The 17,719-nt window shown below is 64.6% G+C and carries 31 protein-coding genes; 28 read left to right on the top strand and 3 right to left on the bottom strand.

Annotated features, from left to right (window positions below):
* The 28 genes from BLS34_RS22680 to rplQ form a co-directional block, all read left to right on the top strand.
* On the top strand, nucleotides 1-499 hold a 499-nt coding region (locus tag BLS34_RS22680; RefSeq protein ID WP_245702135.1), incomplete at its 5' end, for an EF-Tu C-terminal domain-related protein.
* A 754-nt stretch (nucleotides 500-1,253) separates the two neighbouring features.
* Nucleotides 1,254-1,562 (top strand): 30S ribosomal protein S10, encoded by a 309-nt coding sequence (gene rpsJ / locus BLS34_RS22675; RefSeq protein ID WP_028795259.1) that lies wholly within the window; start codon nucleotides 1,254-1,256, stop codon nucleotides 1,560-1,562.
* 13 nt (nucleotides 1,563-1,575) lie between these two features.
* Nucleotides 1,576-2,400 (top strand): 50S ribosomal protein L3, encoded by an 825-nt coding sequence (gene rplC, locus BLS34_RS22670; protein ID WP_028795258.1) that lies wholly within the window; start codon nucleotides 1,576-1,578, stop codon nucleotides 2,398-2,400.
* A gap of 4 nt (nucleotides 2,401-2,404) precedes the next feature.
* On the top strand, nucleotides 2,405-3,025 hold the full coding sequence (gene rplD, locus BLS34_RS22665; protein WP_028795257.1) for a 50S ribosomal protein L4: 621 nt from the start codon (nucleotides 2,405-2,407) through the stop codon (nucleotides 3,023-3,025).
* Complete coding sequence (locus BLS34_RS22660; RefSeq protein WP_051244947.1) at nucleotides 3,022-3,351, top strand: 50S ribosomal protein L23; 330 nt, start codon at nucleotides 3,022-3,024, stop codon at nucleotides 3,349-3,351. Before rplD ends, BLS34_RS22660 begins: the two co-directional genes overlap by 4 nt.
* Nucleotides 3,352-3,355: 4 nt before the next feature.
* The gene (rplB, locus tag BLS34_RS22655) at nucleotides 3,356-4,180 is read left to right on the top strand and encodes a 50S ribosomal protein L2 (RefSeq protein ID WP_028795255.1); all 825 of its coding nucleotides are present in this window, start codon (nucleotides 3,356-3,358) and stop codon (nucleotides 4,178-4,180) included.
* A gap of 11 nt (nucleotides 4,181-4,191) precedes the next feature.
* Nucleotides 4,192-4,467, top strand: a complete 276-nt coding sequence (gene rpsS, locus BLS34_RS22650) for a 30S ribosomal protein S19 (protein ID WP_028795254.1) — start codon at nucleotides 4,192-4,194, stop codon at nucleotides 4,465-4,467.
* A gap of 18 nt (nucleotides 4,468-4,485) precedes the next feature.
* Nucleotides 4,486-4,866, top strand: coding sequence for a 50S ribosomal protein L22 (gene rplV, locus BLS34_RS22645; RefSeq protein ID WP_038015147.1), 381 nt, complete (start codon nucleotides 4,486-4,488; stop codon nucleotides 4,864-4,866).
* Nucleotides 4,866-5,558, top strand: coding sequence for a 30S ribosomal protein S3 (rpsC, locus tag BLS34_RS22640; protein WP_028795252.1), 693 nt, complete (start codon nucleotides 4,866-4,868; stop codon nucleotides 5,556-5,558). Before rplV ends, rpsC begins: the two co-directional genes overlap by 1 nt.
* Before the next feature lie 24 nt (nucleotides 5,559-5,582).
* Entirely contained in the window at nucleotides 5,583-5,996 is a 414-nt protein-coding gene (gene rplP, locus BLS34_RS22635) for a 50S ribosomal protein L16 (protein WP_028795251.1), read from the top strand.
* A 16-nt stretch (nucleotides 5,997-6,012) separates the two neighbouring features.
* On the top strand, nucleotides 6,013-6,225 hold the full coding sequence (gene rpmC / locus BLS34_RS22630; RefSeq protein ID WP_028795250.1) for a 50S ribosomal protein L29: 213 nt from the start codon (nucleotides 6,013-6,015) through the stop codon (nucleotides 6,223-6,225).
* A 28-nt stretch (nucleotides 6,226-6,253) separates the two neighbouring features.
* On the top strand, nucleotides 6,254-6,502 hold the full coding sequence (gene rpsQ / locus BLS34_RS22625) for a 30S ribosomal protein S17 (protein ID WP_028795249.1): 249 nt from the start codon (nucleotides 6,254-6,256) through the stop codon (nucleotides 6,500-6,502).
* Nucleotides 6,503-6,524: 22 nt separating this feature from the next.
* Complete coding sequence (gene rplN / locus BLS34_RS22620; protein WP_028795248.1) at nucleotides 6,525-6,893, top strand: 50S ribosomal protein L14; 369 nt, start codon at nucleotides 6,525-6,527, stop codon at nucleotides 6,891-6,893.
* Nucleotides 6,890-7,222, top strand: a complete 333-nt coding sequence (rplX, locus tag BLS34_RS22615) for a 50S ribosomal protein L24 (RefSeq protein WP_038015146.1) — start codon at nucleotides 6,890-6,892, stop codon at nucleotides 7,220-7,222. The genes rplN and rplX overlap by 4 nt, the downstream gene beginning before the upstream one ends.
* Nucleotides 7,223-7,228: 6 nt before the next feature.
* Nucleotides 7,229-7,768 (top strand): 50S ribosomal protein L5, encoded by a 540-nt coding sequence (gene rplE, locus BLS34_RS22610; RefSeq protein ID WP_028795246.1) that lies wholly within the window; start codon nucleotides 7,229-7,231, stop codon nucleotides 7,766-7,768.
* 18 nt (nucleotides 7,769-7,786) lie between these two features.
* Nucleotides 7,787-8,092 carry a 30S ribosomal protein S14 gene (rpsN, locus tag BLS34_RS22605; protein WP_028795245.1) on the top strand — a complete coding sequence of 102 codons (306 nt, stop codon included), beginning with the start codon at nucleotides 7,787-7,789 and terminating at the stop codon, nucleotides 8,090-8,092.
* A gap of 15 nt (nucleotides 8,093-8,107) precedes the next feature.
* Nucleotides 8,108-8,506: a 30S ribosomal protein S8 gene (rpsH, locus tag BLS34_RS22600; protein ID WP_028795244.1), complete on the top strand. Its 399-nt coding sequence runs from the start codon at nucleotides 8,108-8,110 to the stop codon at nucleotides 8,504-8,506.
* A gap of 12 nt (nucleotides 8,507-8,518) precedes the next feature.
* A complete protein-coding gene (gene rplF, locus BLS34_RS22595; RefSeq protein ID WP_028795243.1) occupies nucleotides 8,519-9,052 on the top strand; it encodes a 50S ribosomal protein L6 in 534 nt (177 codons plus the stop codon).
* A 10-nt stretch (nucleotides 9,053-9,062) separates the two neighbouring features.
* Nucleotides 9,063-9,425: a 50S ribosomal protein L18 gene (gene rplR, locus BLS34_RS22590; RefSeq protein WP_028795242.1), complete on the top strand. Its 363-nt coding sequence runs from the start codon at nucleotides 9,063-9,065 to the stop codon at nucleotides 9,423-9,425.
* Nucleotides 9,426-9,438: 13 nt separating this feature from the next.
* Complete coding sequence (gene rpsE, locus BLS34_RS22585) at nucleotides 9,439-10,011, top strand: 30S ribosomal protein S5 (RefSeq protein WP_028795241.1); 573 nt, start codon at nucleotides 9,439-9,441, stop codon at nucleotides 10,009-10,011.
* Between the two features lie 14 nt (nucleotides 10,012-10,025).
* Nucleotides 10,026-10,217: a 50S ribosomal protein L30 gene (gene rpmD / locus BLS34_RS22580; protein ID WP_028795240.1), complete on the top strand. Its 192-nt coding sequence runs from the start codon at nucleotides 10,026-10,028 to the stop codon at nucleotides 10,215-10,217.
* Between the two features lie 72 nt (nucleotides 10,218-10,289).
* A complete protein-coding gene (rplO, locus tag BLS34_RS22575; protein WP_093154091.1) occupies nucleotides 10,290-10,778 on the top strand; it encodes a 50S ribosomal protein L15 in 489 nt (162 codons plus the stop codon).
* A 72-nt stretch (nucleotides 10,779-10,850) separates the two neighbouring features.
* On the top strand, nucleotides 10,851-12,200 hold the full coding sequence (gene secY / locus BLS34_RS22570) for a preprotein translocase subunit SecY (protein WP_028795238.1): 1,350 nt from the start codon (nucleotides 10,851-10,853) through the stop codon (nucleotides 12,198-12,200).
* The gene (locus tag BLS34_RS22565) at nucleotides 12,197-12,760 is read left to right on the top strand and encodes an adenylate kinase (RefSeq protein ID WP_028795237.1); all 564 of its coding nucleotides are present in this window, start codon (nucleotides 12,197-12,199) and stop codon (nucleotides 12,758-12,760) included. The genes secY and BLS34_RS22565 overlap by 4 nt, the downstream gene beginning before the upstream one ends.
* 228 nt (nucleotides 12,761-12,988) lie before the next feature.
* Complete coding sequence (gene rpsM, locus BLS34_RS22560) at nucleotides 12,989-13,357, top strand: 30S ribosomal protein S13 (RefSeq protein WP_028795236.1); 369 nt, start codon at nucleotides 12,989-12,991, stop codon at nucleotides 13,355-13,357.
* A 75-nt stretch (nucleotides 13,358-13,432) separates the two neighbouring features.
* A complete protein-coding gene (gene rpsK / locus BLS34_RS22555) occupies nucleotides 13,433-13,828 on the top strand; it encodes a 30S ribosomal protein S11 (protein ID WP_028795235.1) in 396 nt (131 codons plus the stop codon).
* Between the two features lie 124 nt (nucleotides 13,829-13,952).
* Nucleotides 13,953-14,969 (top strand): DNA-directed RNA polymerase subunit alpha, encoded by a 1,017-nt coding sequence (locus tag BLS34_RS22550; protein WP_028795234.1) that lies wholly within the window; start codon nucleotides 13,953-13,955, stop codon nucleotides 14,967-14,969.
* A gap of 42 nt (nucleotides 14,970-15,011) precedes the next feature.
* On the top strand, nucleotides 15,012-15,452 hold the full coding sequence (gene rplQ / locus BLS34_RS22545) for a 50S ribosomal protein L17 (RefSeq protein WP_028795233.1): 441 nt from the start codon (nucleotides 15,012-15,014) through the stop codon (nucleotides 15,450-15,452).
* Between the two features lie 177 nt (nucleotides 15,453-15,629).
* Here the strand turns inward: rplQ and BLS34_RS22540 are convergent, their stop codons facing one another.
* The 3 genes from BLS34_RS22540 to BLS34_RS22530 all read right to left on the bottom strand — a co-directional run bounded on the left by BLS34_RS22540 (nucleotide 15,630) and on the right by BLS34_RS22530 (nucleotide 17,716).
* The gene (locus BLS34_RS22540) at nucleotides 15,630-16,388 is read right to left on the bottom strand and encodes a sulfotransferase domain-containing protein (protein ID WP_028795232.1); all 759 of its coding nucleotides are present in this window, start codon (nucleotides 16,386-16,388) and stop codon (nucleotides 15,630-15,632) included.
* A 93-nt stretch (nucleotides 16,389-16,481) separates the two neighbouring features.
* Entirely contained in the window at nucleotides 16,482-16,880 is a 399-nt protein-coding gene (locus BLS34_RS22535) for an LIC12192 family sporadic carbohydrate cluster protein (protein WP_038015145.1), read from the bottom strand.
* 5 nt (nucleotides 16,881-16,885) lie between these two features.
* On the bottom strand, nucleotides 16,886-17,716 hold the full coding sequence (locus BLS34_RS22530) for a sporadic carbohydrate cluster 2OG-Fe(II) oxygenase (protein ID WP_051244946.1): 831 nt from the start codon (nucleotides 17,714-17,716) through the stop codon (nucleotides 16,886-16,888).
* Nucleotides 17,717-17,719 lie beyond the last annotated feature (3 nt).

The raw sequence follows: 17,719 nt of genomic DNA, 5'->3' as shown, positions 1-17,719 counted from the left end.
CGGCCGTATCGAGCGCGGCATCGTGAAGGTGGGCGAGGAAATCGAGATCGTCGGCATCAAGGACACGGTGAAGACGACCTGCACGGGCGTCGAGATGTTCCGCAAGCTGCTGGACCAGGGCGAGGCTGGCGACAACGTGGGCGTTCTGCTGCGCGGCACGAAGCGCGAGGACGTGGAGCGCGGTCAGGTTCTGGCGAAGCCGGGCTCGATCACGCCGCACACGAAGTTCAAGGCCGAGGCGTATATCCTGACGAAGGAAGAGGGTGGCCGTCACACGCCGTTCTTCACCAACTACCGTCCGCAGTTCTACTTCCGCACGACGGACGTGACCGGGACGGTGACGCTGCCGGAAGGCACGGAGATGGTGATGCCGGGCGACAACATCGCGATGGATGTCGAGCTGATCGCGCCGATCGCCATGGATGACGGCCTGCGCTTCGCCATCCGCGAAGGCGGCCGCACCGTCGGCGCCGGCGTCGTGTCCAAGGTCATCGAGTAATCCTGCACCGTCAGGTGGGGATACCAGCGGGGGCGCTTCGGCGCCCCCGTTTGCGTTTTGGAACCGGGGTGCTGCCGTGAGCGGTACCGACTTGATGGGCACGCGGGCGGAGAATCGCGCACCCCCGTGTCCGGCCCGGCACGGGCCCTCGGGCGGGCCAGGGCGGCGGGGAACCGGGTGCCTGCATGAGAGCCGCCGCCGGCGCCCTGGCGACCCTCCAGACCACCGCTATGGCAACGTGGGCGCGACTGGCTGCTCATCCGTCCCTTGGACGTCGCCGGGCCGCATAGGACAGGGCGGGGCATGGGATACGGCAGGGAATCCGAAGAAGATGTCCCGGCGGCAATTGTTACCCTATATAAGGTGCGCGCGACCGACAGCGGCACTACATGGTGCATCCCTTTCGCCGACGTGTCGGCGCCATGCCGAAACGGTGCCGCGCGAGGCCCTCAGACGTAAGGTTCTTGCGGGTTTCCGGGCAAACGGTGCATCGGCAACAAAACTGAAATTCGCACTTGACGACCGCCCCCCCCATCAATAGGTTCCGCCCACCTTTGGGGACTGGCTGTGACCCGAACCGCTCGGAACGGGTCAGACGCAGTCTCACGTTTTTAAGACACCAATCCCCAAAAGGCCGAAGGCGGAAGCGCAGTTTCAGTGCGCATCCGCATTTTTTTCTGCGCGATGCCCGGCTTGCCGGTGAGCGCGCGGTGATAACGGCCGGTTGGCCAACGAGGTTGAGAGTAGCGGAAAGATGGACAGTCAAAACATCCGCATCCGCCTGAAGGCGTTCGATCACCGGGTCCTCGACCAGTCGACCGGTGAAATCGTGAACACCGCCAAGCGCACCGGTGCGCGTGTGCGGGGTCCCATTCCGCTGCCGACGCGTATCGAACGGTTCACCGTTCTGCGTGGTCCGCACGTTGACAAGAAGAGCCGGGAACAGTTCGAGATTCGCACCCATAAGCGGGTTCTCGACATCGTTGACCCGACCCCGCAGACCGTGGACGCGCTGATGAAGCTCGACCTGGCCTCCGGTGTCGACGTCGAGATCAAGCTCTGAGGGGACGGGAACGATGCGTTCAGGATTGATCGCTCAGAAGGTCGGGATGACCCGCGTGTTCACCGAAGAAGGTGCGCACGTTCCGGTCACCGTGCTGAAGGTCGACAGCTGCCAGGTTGTCGCTCAGCGGACCCAGGAGAAGGACGGCTACACCGCGGTGCAGCTCGGGGCCGGACTGCGCAAGGTGAAGCGCACCACGCAGCCGATGCGCGGTCACTTCGCCAAGGCGAAGGTCGAGCCGAAGCGCAAGGTCGTCGAGTTCCGTGTGGCCGACGACGCGCTGATCGAGGTCGGCGCGGAGCTGTCGGCCGACCACTTCATTGCCGGCCAGAAGGTCGATGTGACGGGAACGTCCATCGGTAAGGGCTTCGCCGGTGTCATGAAGCGGCACAATTTCGGTGGTCTGCGGGCCTCGCACGGCGTGTCGCTGTCGCACCGCTCGCACGGTTCCACCGGTAACAACCAGGATCCGGGCCGCGTCTTCAAAGGCAAGAAGATGGCGGGTCACATGGGCGACGAGCGCGTCACCACCCAGAACCTGACCGTCGTTGCGACCGATCCGGCGCGTGGCCTCATCCTCGTGCGCGGCTCCGTGCCGGGTTCCGAGGGCGGCTGGGTGCTCGTTCGCGACGCCGTGAAGGGTGGCTTGCCGGACGGCGCGCCGTATCCGGCCGCGCTGAAGGAAGCCGTCGCCGACGAGGCCGTGAGCGAGGAAGAGGCGGGTGCCGCCCTGTTCGAGCAGGCCTCCGAGGCCATGGGCGACGCCGCCGATCCGACCGTCGCCGAGGGCGGCGCCGTTCCGGACGCGCCGGCCGACGACGCCGAGAAGAAGGACTGAGGTCATGAAGATTGACGTCACCAACCTCGACGCGGAGAAGACCGGCGAGATCGATCTCGACGATGCGATCTTCGGTCTCGACCCGCGCCAGGACATCCTGGCCCGCATGGTGAACTGGCAGCTTGCCAAGCGCCGCGGCGGCAACCACAAGGTCAAGACGATCTCCGAGATCTCCGGGACCACGAAGAAGCCGTTCCGTCAGAAGGGTACCGGCCGTGCGCGTGCCGGCTCGCTTCGGGCGACTCAGTACCGCGGCGGTCAGACCGTTCATGGCCCGGTCGTGCGCGACCACGCCCACGACCTGACCAAGAAGTTCCGCAAGCTCGGTCTGAAGACCGCGCTGTCGGCCAAGGCGAAGGCCGGTCAGCTGATCATCATCGACGAGGCGGCCGCCGCCGAGCCGAAGACCAAGGCGCTGGCCGAGAAGTTCAAGAAGCTCGGCTGGTCGTCGGTCCTGGTGATCGACGGCGACGCGGTGAACGAGAACTTCGCCCGCGCGGCCCGCAATATTCCTCTGGTGGATCTGCTGCCGCAGCAGGGCGCCAACGTCTACGACATTCTCCGCCGCGACACTCTGGTCCTGACCAAGGGTGCGGTTGAGCAGCTGGAGGCGCGCCTGAAATGAGCATCCGTCCTTACAAGCCGAAGGCGGGCAAGGTCAGCGACGAGCGGGCCTACGAACTGATCCGCCGTCCGATCGTGACTGAGAAGTCGACCCGTGGGTCCGAGTTCGGCCAGGTGACCTTCGAGGTTCCGGTCAACGCGGCGAAGCCGGAGATCAAGCAGGCCATCGAGCGCCTGTTCGACGTGAAGGTGACCGCGGTGAACACGCTTCTGGTCAAAGGCAAGACCAAGCGGTTCCGGGGCCGTCCGGGCCGTCGTTCCGACTACAAGAAGGCCGTCGTCACGCTCGCCGAGGGCCAGACGATCGACCTGATGGCGGGGGTGTGAACCCATGGCTTTGAAGTCCTTTAATCCGACGACCCCGTCGCAGCGCCAGCTGGTCATCGTCGACCGCACGGAGCTGTGGTCCGGCAAGCCGGTCAAGAAGCTCACCGAAGGCCTGACGAAGAAGGCCGGCCGCAACAATACCGGGCGCATCACCACGCGCCGGCGGGGCGGCGGTCACAAGCGGACCTACCGCATCGTCGACTTCAAGCGTCGCAAGTTCGACGTGGTCGGCACGGTGGAGCGTCTCGAGTACGATCCGAACCGGACCGCGTTCATCGCCCTCATCACCTATGAGGACGGCGATCAGGCCTACATCCTTGCGCCGCAGCGCCTCGGCGTCGGCGACAAGGTCGTCGCCGGCGATAAGGTCGACGTGAAGCCGGGCAATGCCATGCCGCTGCGCAGCATTCCGGTCGGCACGATCGTGCACAACGTCGAGATGAAGCCGGAGAAGGGTGGCCAGCTGGCCCGCTCCGCCGGCACCTACGTTCAGATCGTCGGCCGTGACGCCGGCTACGCCCTGCTGCGCCTGGCCTCCGGCGAAGTGCGCATGGTGCGGTCCGAGTGCATGGCGACCGTCGGTGCTGTGTCCAATCCGGACCAGCAGAACATCAATATCGGCAAGGCCGGCCGCAATCGCTGGCTGGGTAAGCGTCCGGCGGTTCGTGGCGTCGCCATGAACCCGGTCGATCACCCGCATGGCGGTGGTGAAGGCCGGACCTCGGGCGGCCGTCATCCGGTTACCCCGTGGGGCAAGCCGACCAAGGGCAAGAAGACGCGCAACAACAAGGCGACCGATAAGCTCATCGTTCGCCGGCGCCGGAAGTAAGGAGAAGTTCGGTGGCTCGATCCGTTTGGAAGGGACCGTTCGTCGACGGCTACCTGATGAAGAAGGCCGAAAAGTCGCGCGCGTCTGGTCGCAATGAGATCATTAAGACCTGGTCGCGCCGTTCGACGATCATGCCGCAATTCGTCGGCCTGACCTTCAACGTGTACAACGGCCATAAATTCGTTCCGGTTCTCGTCAGTGAGAACATGGTTGGGCACAAGTTTGGCGAGTTTTCGCCGACGCGTACCTATTACGGCCACATGGCCGACAAGAAGTCGCGCCGCTGAGGCTGAGAGGAGCAGGCAATGGGCAAGCAGGCTGCCGAACGGCGACTTGACGATACCGAAGCGAAGGCTGTGCTGCGCAATCTGCGCGTCAGCCCGCAGAAGCTGAATCTCGTCGCCCAGATGATCCGCGGTCAGCGGGCCGACAAGGCGCTGGCCACTCTGGCCTTCTCGAAGCGGCGGATCGCGCGCGACGTGAAGAAGCTGCTGGAGTCGGCGATCGCGAACGCCGAGAACAACCACCAGCTCGATGTCGACCGGCTCTTCGTCAAGGAGGCCTTTGTTGGCAAGAGCATCACGATGAAGCGCTTCCGTCCGCGCGCCCGGGGTCGGGTCGGTCGGATCGAGAAGCCGTTCGCCCACATCACCGTGGTCGTGCGTGAGCGCGAGGAGCAGGACTGATGGGTAATAAGGTCAATCCGATCGGGCTGCGGCTCGGCATCAACCGCACTTGGGACTCGCGCTGGTTCGCGGGCAAGGGCTATGCCGATCTGCTGCACCAGGACATCAAGCTGCGCCAGTATCTGACCAAGCGTCTGCGTCAGGCCGGTGTGAGCCGCATCGTCATCGAGCGTCCGGCCAAGCGTGCGCGCATCACCATCTACTCGGCGCGTCCGGGCGTGGTGATCGGCAAGAAGGGCACGGATATCGAGAAGCTCCGTCAGGACCTCTCGAAGATGACCAACACGGACGTCGCGCTGAACATCGTCGAGATCCGCAAGCCGGAGATCGACGCCCAGCTCGTGGCCGAGAACATCGCCCAGCAGCTGGAGCGCCGCGTTGCGTTCCGCCGGGCGATGAAGCGGGCCGTTCAGTCTGCCATGCGCCTGGGCGCGCTCGGCATTCGGATCAACTGCGGCGGCCGTCTCGGTGGTGCGGAAATCGCGCGCACCGAGTGGTACCGCGAGGGCCGCGTGCCGCTGCATACGCTGCGTGCCGACATCGATTACGGCGAGGCCACCGGCTTCACCACCTACGGCACCTGCGGCGTGAAAGTCTGGGTGTTCAAGGGCGAAGTCCTGGCACATGACCCGATGGCGCAGGATAAGCGCCTGGCCGAGCAGCAGCCGGGTTCCGGCGGCGATCGTCGCTAACCGTCCGCTGAGAGGAGAAGACAGATGCTGTCCCCGAAGCGCACAAAGTTCCGTAAGGCCCATAAGGGCCGCATCCATGGCCTGGCCAAGGGTGGGACGGCGCTGAACTTCGGCGCCTACGGTCTGAAGGCGACCACGCCCGCGCGTGTGACCGCCCGTCAGATCGAGGCCGCCCGTCGTGCGATCACCCGTCACATCCGCCGCGCCGGCCGCGTGTGGATCCGGATTTTCCCGGATGTGCCGGTGTCGAGCAAGCCGGCCGAGGTTCGCATGGGTAAGGGTAAGGGCTCTCCGGAGTTCTGGGTCTGCCGCGTGAAGCCGGGCCGTATCATGTTCGAGCTGGATGGTGTTCCGAAGGATCTGGCCGAGGAGGCGTTCCGCCTCGCCGCCATGAAGCTTCCGGTCGACACCCGGTTCGTGACCCGTCTGGGCGAGTGAGTCGGAGGAGTTAAAGATGGCAAACAAGATTGCCGAGGATCTCCGGACGAAGTCGCCGGACCAGTTGAAGGACCAGCTGCTGCAGCTGCGCAAGGAGGCGTTCAATCTGCGCTTCCAGCGGGCGAACGGGCAGCTCGAGAACTCCGATCGGATGCGCCAGGTTCGGCGCGAGATCGCGAAGGTTAAGACGATCATGGGCGAGAAGGCCCGCGCCGGGGCTTCGGCGTAAGCACCGGTCAAGGGGTTAGGAGAAAGCAATGCCGAGGCGTGTTCTTCAGGGCACCGTCGTCAGCGACAAGGGCGACAAGACGGTGGTCGTGAACGTCCAGCGGCGGGTCATGCATCCGCTCTACAAGAAGTTCATCACCCGCTCGAAGCGGTTCTCGGCACACGATCCTGAGAACCGGTTCAAGCAGGGCGACACGGTGCGCATCATCGAGTGCGCGCCGGTTTCGAAAAACAAGCGGTTCGCGGTCGTCTACGACGACGTCGCGGCCGGCGCGTGACCCGGACCTAGGAGGACAGGTCATGATTCAGATGCAGACGAACCTCGACGTCGCGGACAATTCCGGCGCTCGACGGGTGCAGTGCATCAAGGTGCTCGGTGGCTCGAAGCGCAAGGTCGCTTCGGTCGGCGATGTCATCGTGGTGTCCGTGAAGGAGGCTATTCCGCGGGGCCGCGTGAAGAAGGGTGACGTGCATCGCGCCGTCATCGTTCGCACGGCCAAGGAAATCCGCCGCCAGGACGGGACCGCGATCCGGTTCGACACCAACGCCGCCGTGCTGATCAACAAGCAGGGCGAGCCGATCGGAACGCGTATCTTCGGCCCGGTGACCCGCGAACTGCGTGCGAAGAGGTTCATGAAGATCATTTCGCTCGCTCCGGAGGTGTTGTGATGGCCGCGCGCGTTAAGAAGGGCGACCGGGTGATCGTCACCACCGGCCGCGACAAGGGCAAGCAGGGCGAAGTTCTGCGCGTGATCCCCTCGGAGAACCGTGTGGTTGTCCAGGGCGTGAACATGATCAAGCGCCACACGCGTCCGAGCCAGACCACTCAGGGCGGGATCGTCGAGCGCGAGGCGGCTCTGGATCTGTCCAACGTGATGCACGTGGATCCGAAGTCCGGCGAAGCGACCCGCGTTCGTTTCGAGGAGCGCGACGGCAAGAAGGTCCGTGTCGCGAAGCGCTCCGGCGACGTGATCGACGCTGACTCGGCGGCGAGGTAAGGCAAGATGGCTCGTTTGTACGAAGAATATACCAAGTCGATCCGCCCGGATCTGCAGTCCTCGTTCGGCTACTCGAACGTGCACGAGGTTCCGGAGCTCACCAAGGTCGTCCTGAACATGGGCGTCGGTGAAGCGGTTGGCGACAGCAAGAAGATCCAGTCGGCTCTCGACGAGATGACCCGGATCACCGGCCAGAAGCCGGTCGTGACCCGCGCCAAGAAGTCGATCGCCGGCTTCAAGCTGCGCGAGGGCATGCCGATCGGCGTGAAGGTGACCCTGCGCCGCGAGCGGATGTACGAGTTCCTGGATCGCCTGGTGAACATCGCGCTCCCGCGGGTGCGTGACTTCCGTGGGCTGAACCCGAAGAGCTTTGACGGCCGTGGCAACTACTCCATGGGCATCAAGGAGCAGATCGTGTTTCCGGAAATTGACTACGACAAGGTCGACAACATCCGGGGCATGGACATCATCGTGGTGACCACGGCGAAGACGGACGACGAAGCGCGCGAACTGCTCAAGCGCTTCCAGTTTCCGTTCGTCAATTGATCGAGGTCGGAGGACGACATGGCTAAGAAGAGCGCTGTTGAGAAGAACAACGCCCGTCGCAAGCTGCAGAGCCAGCAGGCCGCCAAGCGCGCGCGCCTGAAGGCGACTGCGATGGACCGGTCGCTGCCGATCGAGGAACGTTTCGCTGCGCAGCTCAAGATGCAGCAGCTTCCGAAGAACGGAGCGAAGGAACGCATTCGCAACCGTTGCGAACTCACCGGGCGCCCGCGCGGCGTCTATCGCAAGTTCAAGCTTTCGCGGATCGCGCTGCGGGATCTCGGCTCTACGGGCCAGATTCCGGGCCTGGTCAAGTCGAGCTGGTAAGAGGGAGGTCGGCAAATGTCGATGAGCGATCCTCTCGGGGATATGCTGACCCGCATCCGCAACGGTCAGAGCGCACGCAAGTCGGTCGTATCTAGCCCGGCGTCGCGTCTGCGGGCGAATGTGCTCGAGGTGCTGCAGCGCGAGGGTTATATCCGCGGTTTCTCGCAGGATGACGTCCGCGCCGGTGTGGCGGAAATCAAGATCGAGTTGAAGTATTCCGAAGGCGAGCCGGTCATCAAGGAGATCAAGCGGGTCTCCACGCCGGGTCGTCGGGTCTACTCCAAGATCAAGGACCTTCCGCGCGTCTATAACGGTCTCGGGATTGCGATCCTGTCGACCCCGCGCGGCGTCATGTCCGACAACGAGGCCCGTGCGGCCAATGTCGGCGGCGAAGTCCTGTGTCAGGTATTCTGATCGGAGGCGATGATGTCACGTGTCGGTAAATATCCGGTCGCCGTTCCGGACGGTGTGACGATCGAGATCGCCAACGACGAGATCAAGGCGAAGGGCAAGCTCGGTGAGCTGTCCGCCCCGATCTCGGCGGAGGTTGACGTCGTCCATCAAGATAACGTCATCAAGGTCACGCCGAAGCGCGAGTCCAAGAAGTCGCGCGCCATGTGGGGCACCACCCGCGCGCTGGTGAATAACATCGTCACCGGCGTGTCGACGGGCTTCACGGTCAACCTGGAGATCAACGGCGTCGGTTACCGTGCCGCGATCGAAGGTAAGGACCTGGTGCTGGCCCTCGGCTTCAGCCATCCGGTTCGCTTCCCGATCCCCGAGGGGATCACGATGAACTGCGAGCGCCCGACGGCGATCACCATCAGCGGTTCGGACAAGCAACGGGTCGGTCAGCTTGCTGCCGAGATCCGCGCCTTCCGCCCGCCGGAGCCGTTTAAGGGCAAGGGCGTCAAGTACGCGAACGAGATTATCCTTCGTAAGGAAGGTAAGAAGAAGTAGGAGTTCGGCGATGCTTTCGTCCAAGGATCTGTTCAAGCGCCGCCAGATGCGCAGCCGTGCGCAGCTTCGGCGCAAGGCGGCCGGTCGCCCGCGGTTGTCGGTGTTCCGGTCGTCCAAGCATATCTACGCCCAGGTCATCGACGATGTCGGTGGTGTCACGCTTGCGTCAGCCTCGTCGCTCGACAAGGAACTGAAGAGCGGGCTGAAGACCGGTGCCGACAAGGCGGCCGCCGAGGCGGTCGGCAAGCTTGTGGCGTCGCGCGCCATCGAGAAGGGGCTCAGCGACGTGGTGTTCGACCGCGGCGGCTATATCTATCACGGTCGGGTGAAGGCGCTTGCTGATGCGGCGCGCGAAGCCGGCCTGAAGTTCTAAGAGGGGCCAAGACATGGCACGTCAGGACAGGCAGGACCGCAACCAGGGTCGCGATCGCGAAGACAGCGATCTGATCGAGAAGCTGGTCGGCATCAACCGCGTGGCCAAGGTGGTCAAGGGCGGCCGCCGGTTCGGCTTCGCGGCGATCGTGATCGTCGGCGACCAGCGCGGTCGCGTTGGTCATGGTGCCGGCAAGGCGCGCGAGGTTCCGGAAGCGATCCGCAAGGCCACCGAGCAGGCCAAGCGCTCGATGATCCGGGTGCCGCTGCGCGAGGGCCGGACCCTGCACCACGACATCAGTGGTCGTTTCGGCGCGGGTCGCGTGACCCTGCGGGCGGCTCCGGCCGGTACCGGTATCATCGCCGGCGGTCCGATGCGCGCCATCTTCGAGGCGCTCGGTGTGCAGGACGTGGTGGCGAAGTCGATCGGCACCTCGAACCCGCACAACATGATCAAGGCGACCTTCGAGGCCCTGCGCAACGTGCATGCGCCGCGGTCGATCGCTGCCAAGCGCGGCAAGAAGGTGGCTGAGATCTTCGGTCGCGACAGCCAGGGCGACGCGGCGGAAGCCGCCAGCGCTGAGTAATCGGGAGACTGATGATGGCGAAGAATGCGACTGTCACCGTGCGTCAGGTCCGCAGCGGTCTGGGCCGGAAGAAGGATCAGATCGCGACGCTGACGGGCCTCGGCCTCGGCAAGCTGAACCGCGAGCGCACGCTCGAGGATACGCCGGCCGTGCGTGGCATGATCCACAAGGTTAAGCACCTGGTCGAGGTCGTCGACCAGGCGTAATCAACCGGTCGCGCGGCCCGGGGTTCACTCCCCGATCGCGGCCGCCCCGGATGCGCAGACGAGGACTGAACGATGCGATTGAACGAGCTGAAAGACAACGACGGCGCGACCAAGGCGCGCAAGCGCATCGGCCGCGGTACCGGGTCGGGCACCGGCAAGACCAGCGGCATGGGCCACAAGGGTCAGAAGGCGCGCAGCGGTGTTGCCATCAACGGCTTCGAAGGCGGCCAGATGCCGATCTATCGGCGCCTGCCGAAGCGCGGCTTCAACAACCACAACTTCACCAAGCGTTTCGACGCCGTGAATGTGGGCCGCATGCAGGCCGCGATCGACGCCGGCAAGATCGACGCCTCCAAGGTGATCGACGAGGCGGCGCTGAAGGCGGCCGGCCTCGCCGACAACGCCAAGGACGGTGTGCGGCTCCTCGCCAAGGGTGAGCTGACCTCCAAGGTCGAGGTCAGTGTCGCTGCCGCTTCCAAGGCTGCCGTCGCGGCGGTCGAGAAGGCCGGCGGTTCCATCACCACGCGCATCGCCCAGAAGGCGGAAGAGACGGCGGTCTAAGCTGCCGGTCTGTGTGCCCGGTCCCGGCGGATGCCGGGTGCCGGGCTAAGCCTCAGACGCTAGGACGAAGTCATGGCCACTGGTGCCGACCAACTCGCCTCGCAGATGAACCTCGGGGCCTTCTCCAAGGCGACCGAGCTCAAGAAGCGCATCTGGTTCACGCTGGGTGCGCTCATCGTGTATCGGCTCGGTACCTACATTCCGGTGCCCGGGATCGATCCCGGAGTCCTGAACGAGATCTTCCAGCAGACCCAGGGCGGCGTGCTGGACATCTTCAACATGTTCTCCGGCGGCGCTCTCGGCCGCATGACGATCTTCGCGCTGAACATCATGCCGTACATCTCGGCTGCGATTATCATGCAGCTGATGACGGCGGTGAGCCCGAACCTGGAGGCCCTTAAGAAGGAGGGCGAGACCGGGCGCAAGAAGATCAATCAGTACACCCGCTACCTGACCGTCGTTCTGGCGTCGTTCCAGGCCTATGGCATCGCCGTGGGGCTGGAGTCGCTGCCGGGGCCGGGCGGGACGACCGCGGTTCTCGACCCGGGCGCGTTCTTCCGCGCGACCACCGTGATCACGCTGGTCGGCGGAACGATCTTCCTGATGTGGCTGGGCGAGCAGATCACCGCCCGCGGTATCGGCAACGGTATCTCGCTGATCATCTTCTCCGGCATCGTCGCGAACCTGCCGTCGGCCCTGGCCAGCCTGTTCGAGCTCGGCCGCACCGGCGCGCTGCCGGCGATCGTCATCCCGCTGCTGCTGCTGATGGCGGTGGCGGTGATCGCCTTCATCTGCTTCATCGAGCGGTCTCAGCGGCGGATTTTGGTTCAATATCCCAAGCGCCAGGTGGGCAACCGCATGACCGGCGGCGAGAGCTCGCACCTGCCGCTGAAGATCAACGTGTCGGGCGTGATTCCGCCGATCTTCGCCAGTTCTCTGCTGCTGATGCCGATCACGGTCGCCAGCTTCTCCGCCGGCGGTGGCGGGCCGGAGTGGCTGACCCAGATCACGGTGCTGCTCGGCCACGGCCAGCCGCTGTACATCGCCATGTATATCGCGCTGATCGTGTTCTTCGCGTTCTTCTACACGGCCATCGTCTTCAATCCGCAGGAGACGGCCGAGAATCTGCGTAAGTACGGCGGCTTCGTTCCCGGCATCCGGCCCGGCAAGAACACCGCCGACTATCTGGATTTCGTGCTGACCCGTCTCACCGTGATCGGTGCCGCCTACCTGGCCTTCGTCTGCGTGTTGCCGGAAATCCTGATCAGCCAACTCTCCGTGCCGTTCTATTTCGGCGGCACCAGCCTGCTGATCGTCTGTACGGTCACGATGGACACGGTCACCCAAATTCAGTCCCACCTGCTGGCGCATCAGTACGAAGGACTGATCAAAAAATCGAAGATCCGGGGGAGACGCGGATGAACCTGATCCTTTTGGGTCCGCCGGGCGCGGGCAAGGGCACCCAGGCGAAACGCCTCGAAGAGAAGTTCGGCGTCAAGCAGCTGTCCACCGGTGACATGCTCCGCGCCGCGGTCGCCTCGGGCTCCGAGATCGGCCAGGAAGCCAAGGCCGTCATGGATGCCGGCCAGCTGGTGTCCGACGACATCATCGTCCGGATGATCTCCGAGCGGGTCGAGGAGCCGGACTGCGCGAAGGGGTTCATCCTCGACGGTTTCCCGCGCAACGTCGCCCAGGCCAAGGCGCTGGACGAGATGCTGGCGGAGAAGGGCCTGAAGATCGACCACGTGATCGAGTTCCGGGTCGACGAGGAGCGGATGATCGACCGCATCCTGAAGCGCGCGGCCGAGGAAGGCCGCAGCGACGATAATGAGGACACCCTGCGCAAGCGCATGGATGTCTACCGCGACCAGACCGCGCCGATCATTCCCCACTACCAGGGGAAGGGCGCCTTGAAGACCGTCGACGGCATGAAGCCGATGGACGACGTGACCAGGGATCTGGAGAAGATCCTCGCCGCCTGAGGCGGCACGGAGTTGGACCGCCTCTGGCGGCCAGGACTGAGGCAGACCCGGTGGACCGCGTAGGGGCGGTTCTTCGGGTTTGGGACATTGACTTCGGACCGTGTGCGACTATAATCTGCGCCCCTGATTAGCGGATTTTCTTGCGCGGGCCGACGAGGAGCCAATGGCTCCTTGTGCGGGGCGCGTTTGGTGTTTTATACGCCCCGAACTTGAGTGAGGAGAACAGGCGTGGCGCGCATCGCTGGTGTGAACATCCCGACGCAGAAACGCGTCGTTGTCGCGTTGACCTACATTCACGGTATCGGGCCGACGACGGCCGCGAAGCTGTGTTCGGTGGTCGGCATCCCCGCGGAGCGGCGGGTTCATGAGATGACCGAGGACGAGCTGTCCCGGCTGCGCGAGACCATCGACACCGATCTGGTGGTCGAAGGCGATCTGCGCCGCCAGACCTCGATGAGCATTAAGCGGCTGATGGATCTCGGCTGCTATCGCGGGCTGCGTCACCGTAAGGGCCTTCCGGTCCGCGGTCAGCGTACCCACACGAACGCCCGGACCCGTAAGGGCCCTGCCAAGGCGATCGCCGGTAAGAAGAAGTAACGACCTAGCAGCGACACCCGTCGGCACGCCAGCCTTGGCGGGTCGTCGCCGGGTCGGATCAGGAGACGGAAGACGATGGCAAAGCAACCGACGCAAGGGCGTGTTCGCCGCCGCGAAAAGAAGAACATCACCTCGGGCGTCGCGCATGTGAACGCGTCGTTCAACAACACCATGATCACCATTACCGATGCCCAGGGCAATGCCATTTCCTGGTCGTCGGCTGGTCACATGGGTTTCAAGGGCTCGCGCAAGTCGACCCCGTACGCCGCACAGGTTGCGGCCGAGGACGCGGGCCGCAAGGCCGCCGAGCACGGGATGAAGACCCTGGAGGTCGAGGTCTGCGGGCCGGGTTCGGGCCGCGAGTCGGCCCTGCGCGCGCTGCAGTCGGTCGGCTTCCAGGTGATGTCGATCCGCGACGTGACGCCGATCCCGCACAACGGGTGCCGTCCGCGCAAGCGCCGCCGGGTCTAAACGCGCCTTCCGAGGTGCCGGGGTTCCGAATTTCCGGGATCCGAAGAATACGAGCCCCGTCGGCCGCCGCCGGACCTGGTCCGGTAGCCCGACGGGATCGCCGTTCTAGAAGAAGGGTTTAGCCGTGATCCAAAAGAACTGGCAGACGTTGATTAAGCCGAACAAGCTCGATGTCCAGTCGGGCTACGACCCCAAGCGCAAGGCGACCATCGTTGCTGAGCCGCTGGAGCGCGGGTTCGGCCTGACGCTCGGCAATGCGCTGCGCCGCGTCCTGCTGTCGTCCCTCCAGGGCGCCGCGGTGACCGCGATCCAGATCGACGGCGTGCTGCACGAGTTCTCCAGCGTGCCGGGCGTCCGCGAGGACGTGACCGACATCGTGCTGAACATCAAGGCTGTCGCCATCCGCATGCATGGCGAAGGCCCGAAGAAGATGCGCCTGAAGGCCGAAGGCCCGGGCGAGGTGACCGCCGGTCAGATCGAGACCGTCTCGGACATCGAGATCATGAATCCGGAGCACGTGATCTGCACCCTCGATCGCGACGCGACCCTCTCGATGGAGCTGACGGTGGAGACCGGCAAGGGCTATGTCCCGGCCTCGGCCAACCGTCCGGAAGACGCGCCGATCGGCCTGATCCCGGTCGATGCCATCTTCAGCCCGGTGCGCCAGGTTGCCTACAAGGTGGAGAACACCCGCGTCGGCCAGGTCACGGACTACGACAAGCTGTCGATCACCGTGGAGACCGACGGCTCGCTGACCCCGGATGACTCGGTGGCCTACGCTGCCCGCATCCTGCAGGACCAGTTGCAGCTTTTCATCAATTTCGAGGAGCCGACCCAGCGCGGCGCCGAGGAAGAGACCCACGATCTGCCGTTCAACAAGAACCTGCTGCGCAAGGTCGACGAGCTCGAGCTCTCGGTCCGCTCGGCGAACTGCCTGAAGAACGACAACATCGTCTATATCGGCGATCTGGTGCAGAAGACCGAGCCGGAGATGCTTCGGACCCCGAACTTCGGCCGCAAGTCGCTGAACGAGATCAAGGAAGTGCTGGCCTCGATGGGGCTGTCGCTCGGTATGGAAATCACCAATTGGCCGCCGGAAAACATCGAGGAACTGGCCAAGCGTCTGGAAGAGCCGTTCTAAGGCGCGTCCTTAGAAGCCAGGCGAGAACGAGGAGATCGAGAGATGCGTCACGGCAATAGCGGCCGCAAGCTCCACCGCACACCGGCCCACCGCAAGGCCCTGTTCAAGAACATGGCGGCGGCGCTGATCAAGCACGAGCAGATCGTCACCACCCTGCCGAAGGCCAAGGAACTGCGGCCGGTCGTGGAGAAGATGATCACCCTGGCCAAGCGCGGCGACTTGCACGCCCGCCGGCTGGTGCTGAGCCGTCTGAACGACGATGCGATGACCCGCAAGCTGTTCGACGTGCTGGCCGACCGTTACAAAGAGCGTCAGGGTGGCTACACCCGCGTTCTGAAGGCTGGCTACCGCTACGGCGATTCTGCCCCGATGGCGGTGATCGAGCTGGTGGACCGCGACGAGGATGCCCGCGGCCAGGATTCCGGCCCGGTCCAGAGCGCCGACCAGGACGAGTACGGCACGGCGATGCCGGCGGCGATCTGATCGCGGCCAGCAAGCGGAACGACAAAGGGGCGGCCGTCGGGCCGCCCTTTTTCTGTCGGAGGCAGGTGTCGCGACGTCTATCGGGACGCGGCGACCAGGCTGAGCAGTTCGAGCGCGACGGTGGCGCGGAGCACGTCGACGTGGAGTTTGGCAGTCCAGACCGAGCCGACGGATCCCCTACGCTTCGTCGAGGATCCCCAGCGAGACCGGATCCAGGCTTGGATAGAACCCGAGGATGCGGCGGATCTCGTCCTTCTGCGCGTCGGACAGCATGGCGGCCCCCCGGCCGACCACCCCCTTGTTGAACCGGGTCTTGTAGCCGAGGTCGGACCTGTCCTTGCTGAACGCGGCGATGCCCTGCTGGATGCGGTCGTCGCTGACGTCCTGGAAGTTGGCGACGTCCAGGATCCGGCGCAGGGTCCCATGGGTGTCACCGACCAGGTCCTCGTATCGGACCCAGTGCTTCTCGCCGTCCAGGGCCTCCCAGCGGTTCAGAAAGAACGTGACCCAGGGAACGAAAATCGTGATGAGGAAATCCAGCTTCTTCGACGTCTCCCACGCCATGTACTCGTCCGGGATGTAGATCATCGTCGTGTGCGGCGGGATGCCGGCCTGAACGACCTTTTCGATCTCGTCGTTGAAGCTGGCGATCACGTCATAGATGTTGCGCACCAGGATGATCGGCGCGGCGTCGCAATCGGTGAACAACTTGGACGCCCAGGCTCCGGGGCTCAGATGCATCATCGCGATCCAGGGAGAGCTCTCGCGGTGCGCATGAACGATCCGCGCGGTATCGATCTCGGCGCCAGTCACCGGGTCCCCGTAGAGCCGTACCTCGGTGTTGCCCGTGACTTGCGCCAGCATGTTGAAGAGCCAGGTCGTGCCGCATTTCGGTATGGAGGCGATGAACAGGCTTCTGGGCTTCGCTGTGTTCATGAATGCAACTTCTCAGTCATTCCAAAGGGGCGCGGCCATTGGCCCGGATCGGCTGCTTGAGACGCCCTGGATCATCAGGCCCGTGCACGGTCTCTAACCGCTCTGGAGGCTGCCCGGCTGCAGGGCGGCCTGGACTGTCAGGATGTTCTCCCAGCGCCGCGCGTCTTCCGGCGAGGCGAGCACCAGGTCCTCGCAGGCGGCATGCAGGCTGCATCCGGTTCCCAGGATTCGGTCGTAGAGTTGTCGGCGCCGGTCCGAGTGGCTCGGCAGCATGAACATGCTGTAGGCCACGATGCCGTCGAAGGCGGGCAGGTCGGAGACCAGCTTCTCCAGCATCAGGTAGCAGTGCGGGATCGCGTATTCAGTGGCGCTCAGATTGAAGCCCAGGCCGCGCTGGCGGCAGTACTCGCGGATCACCAGGTTCTGGATGTGCTGCGGGACGCGGGAGTCCGCGATCGGCCGGCTCGCGATATAGCCTGTGAGGACCGGCACCGGCGCTACTCCTGAAATCCGCCGGGGAGCTTGTAGTCGAGACCGAGACGGGTCGCCGGCCGCAGCGTGATCGGCTCGAAGAACTCGCCGAGGCGCTTGTCCGCATAGGGCGACATCACGCTCTTGAAGCGGCAGTTCATCGACCAGCGCGTCGTCGGCTCGGTGTTGACGCGGTTGCCGTGCATGACGTTCTGGCTGAACAGCAGGTAGCTGCCGTACGGCACCTCCAGGAACCGGACATGCGGTTCGATCCGCCGCCAGATGTCCTCCGCCGAACGGCCCTCGAAGTCGGTGAAGCGCGCCTGAAGCTCCCGGTCCAGGTCCGGCGGCGCGATGTACATGCTCTTGGTGGCGAAGCAGTTCACCAGCGGAATCCAGAGCACGATCTCGTACGGCGAGTCCCCGGACCAGACATCCGCGTGCACCGGCAGCAGCGAGCTGTCGTCGTTCGGAAGCTGGATCGACAGGTTCACCCGGCGCTGCATGGCGAGTTCGTTGCCGGCCAGGGTCTGCACCGCCTGCCGGGCGACCGAGAAATAGGCTGGGCGCAGCCAGTCCTGGTCGTTCATCGCGCGGAACACGGCGAGCCGGAAATCGTTCAGCTTCTCCACGGTCACGCGCGCATGGATCGAGTCGAGAAACGCCAGCGGGTCGTCCGGCGCCGGGCAGTCGAGAAGCGAGGCGGCGGTCTGCGCCACATGGTGCTGGATGCGGTCGAGCGCGGCACGGTCTTCCGCCGACCGGATGATATAGGCGTCGTCGAGGAAGGCGTCGGCCAGCTCGATCTCTTCGGGCCGGAAGAACGGGCTCAGGCTCTGCGGGATGTGTTTGCTCATGCC

It is taken from the genome of Thalassobaculum litoreum DSM 18839 (assembly GCF_900102465.1).
Taxonomy (GTDB): Bacteria; Pseudomonadota; Alphaproteobacteria; order Thalassobaculales; family Thalassobaculaceae; genus Thalassobaculum; species Thalassobaculum litoreum.
Note: the sequence above shows the minus strand (reverse complement) of the source record. Positions and strands in the feature narration are given on the sequence as shown.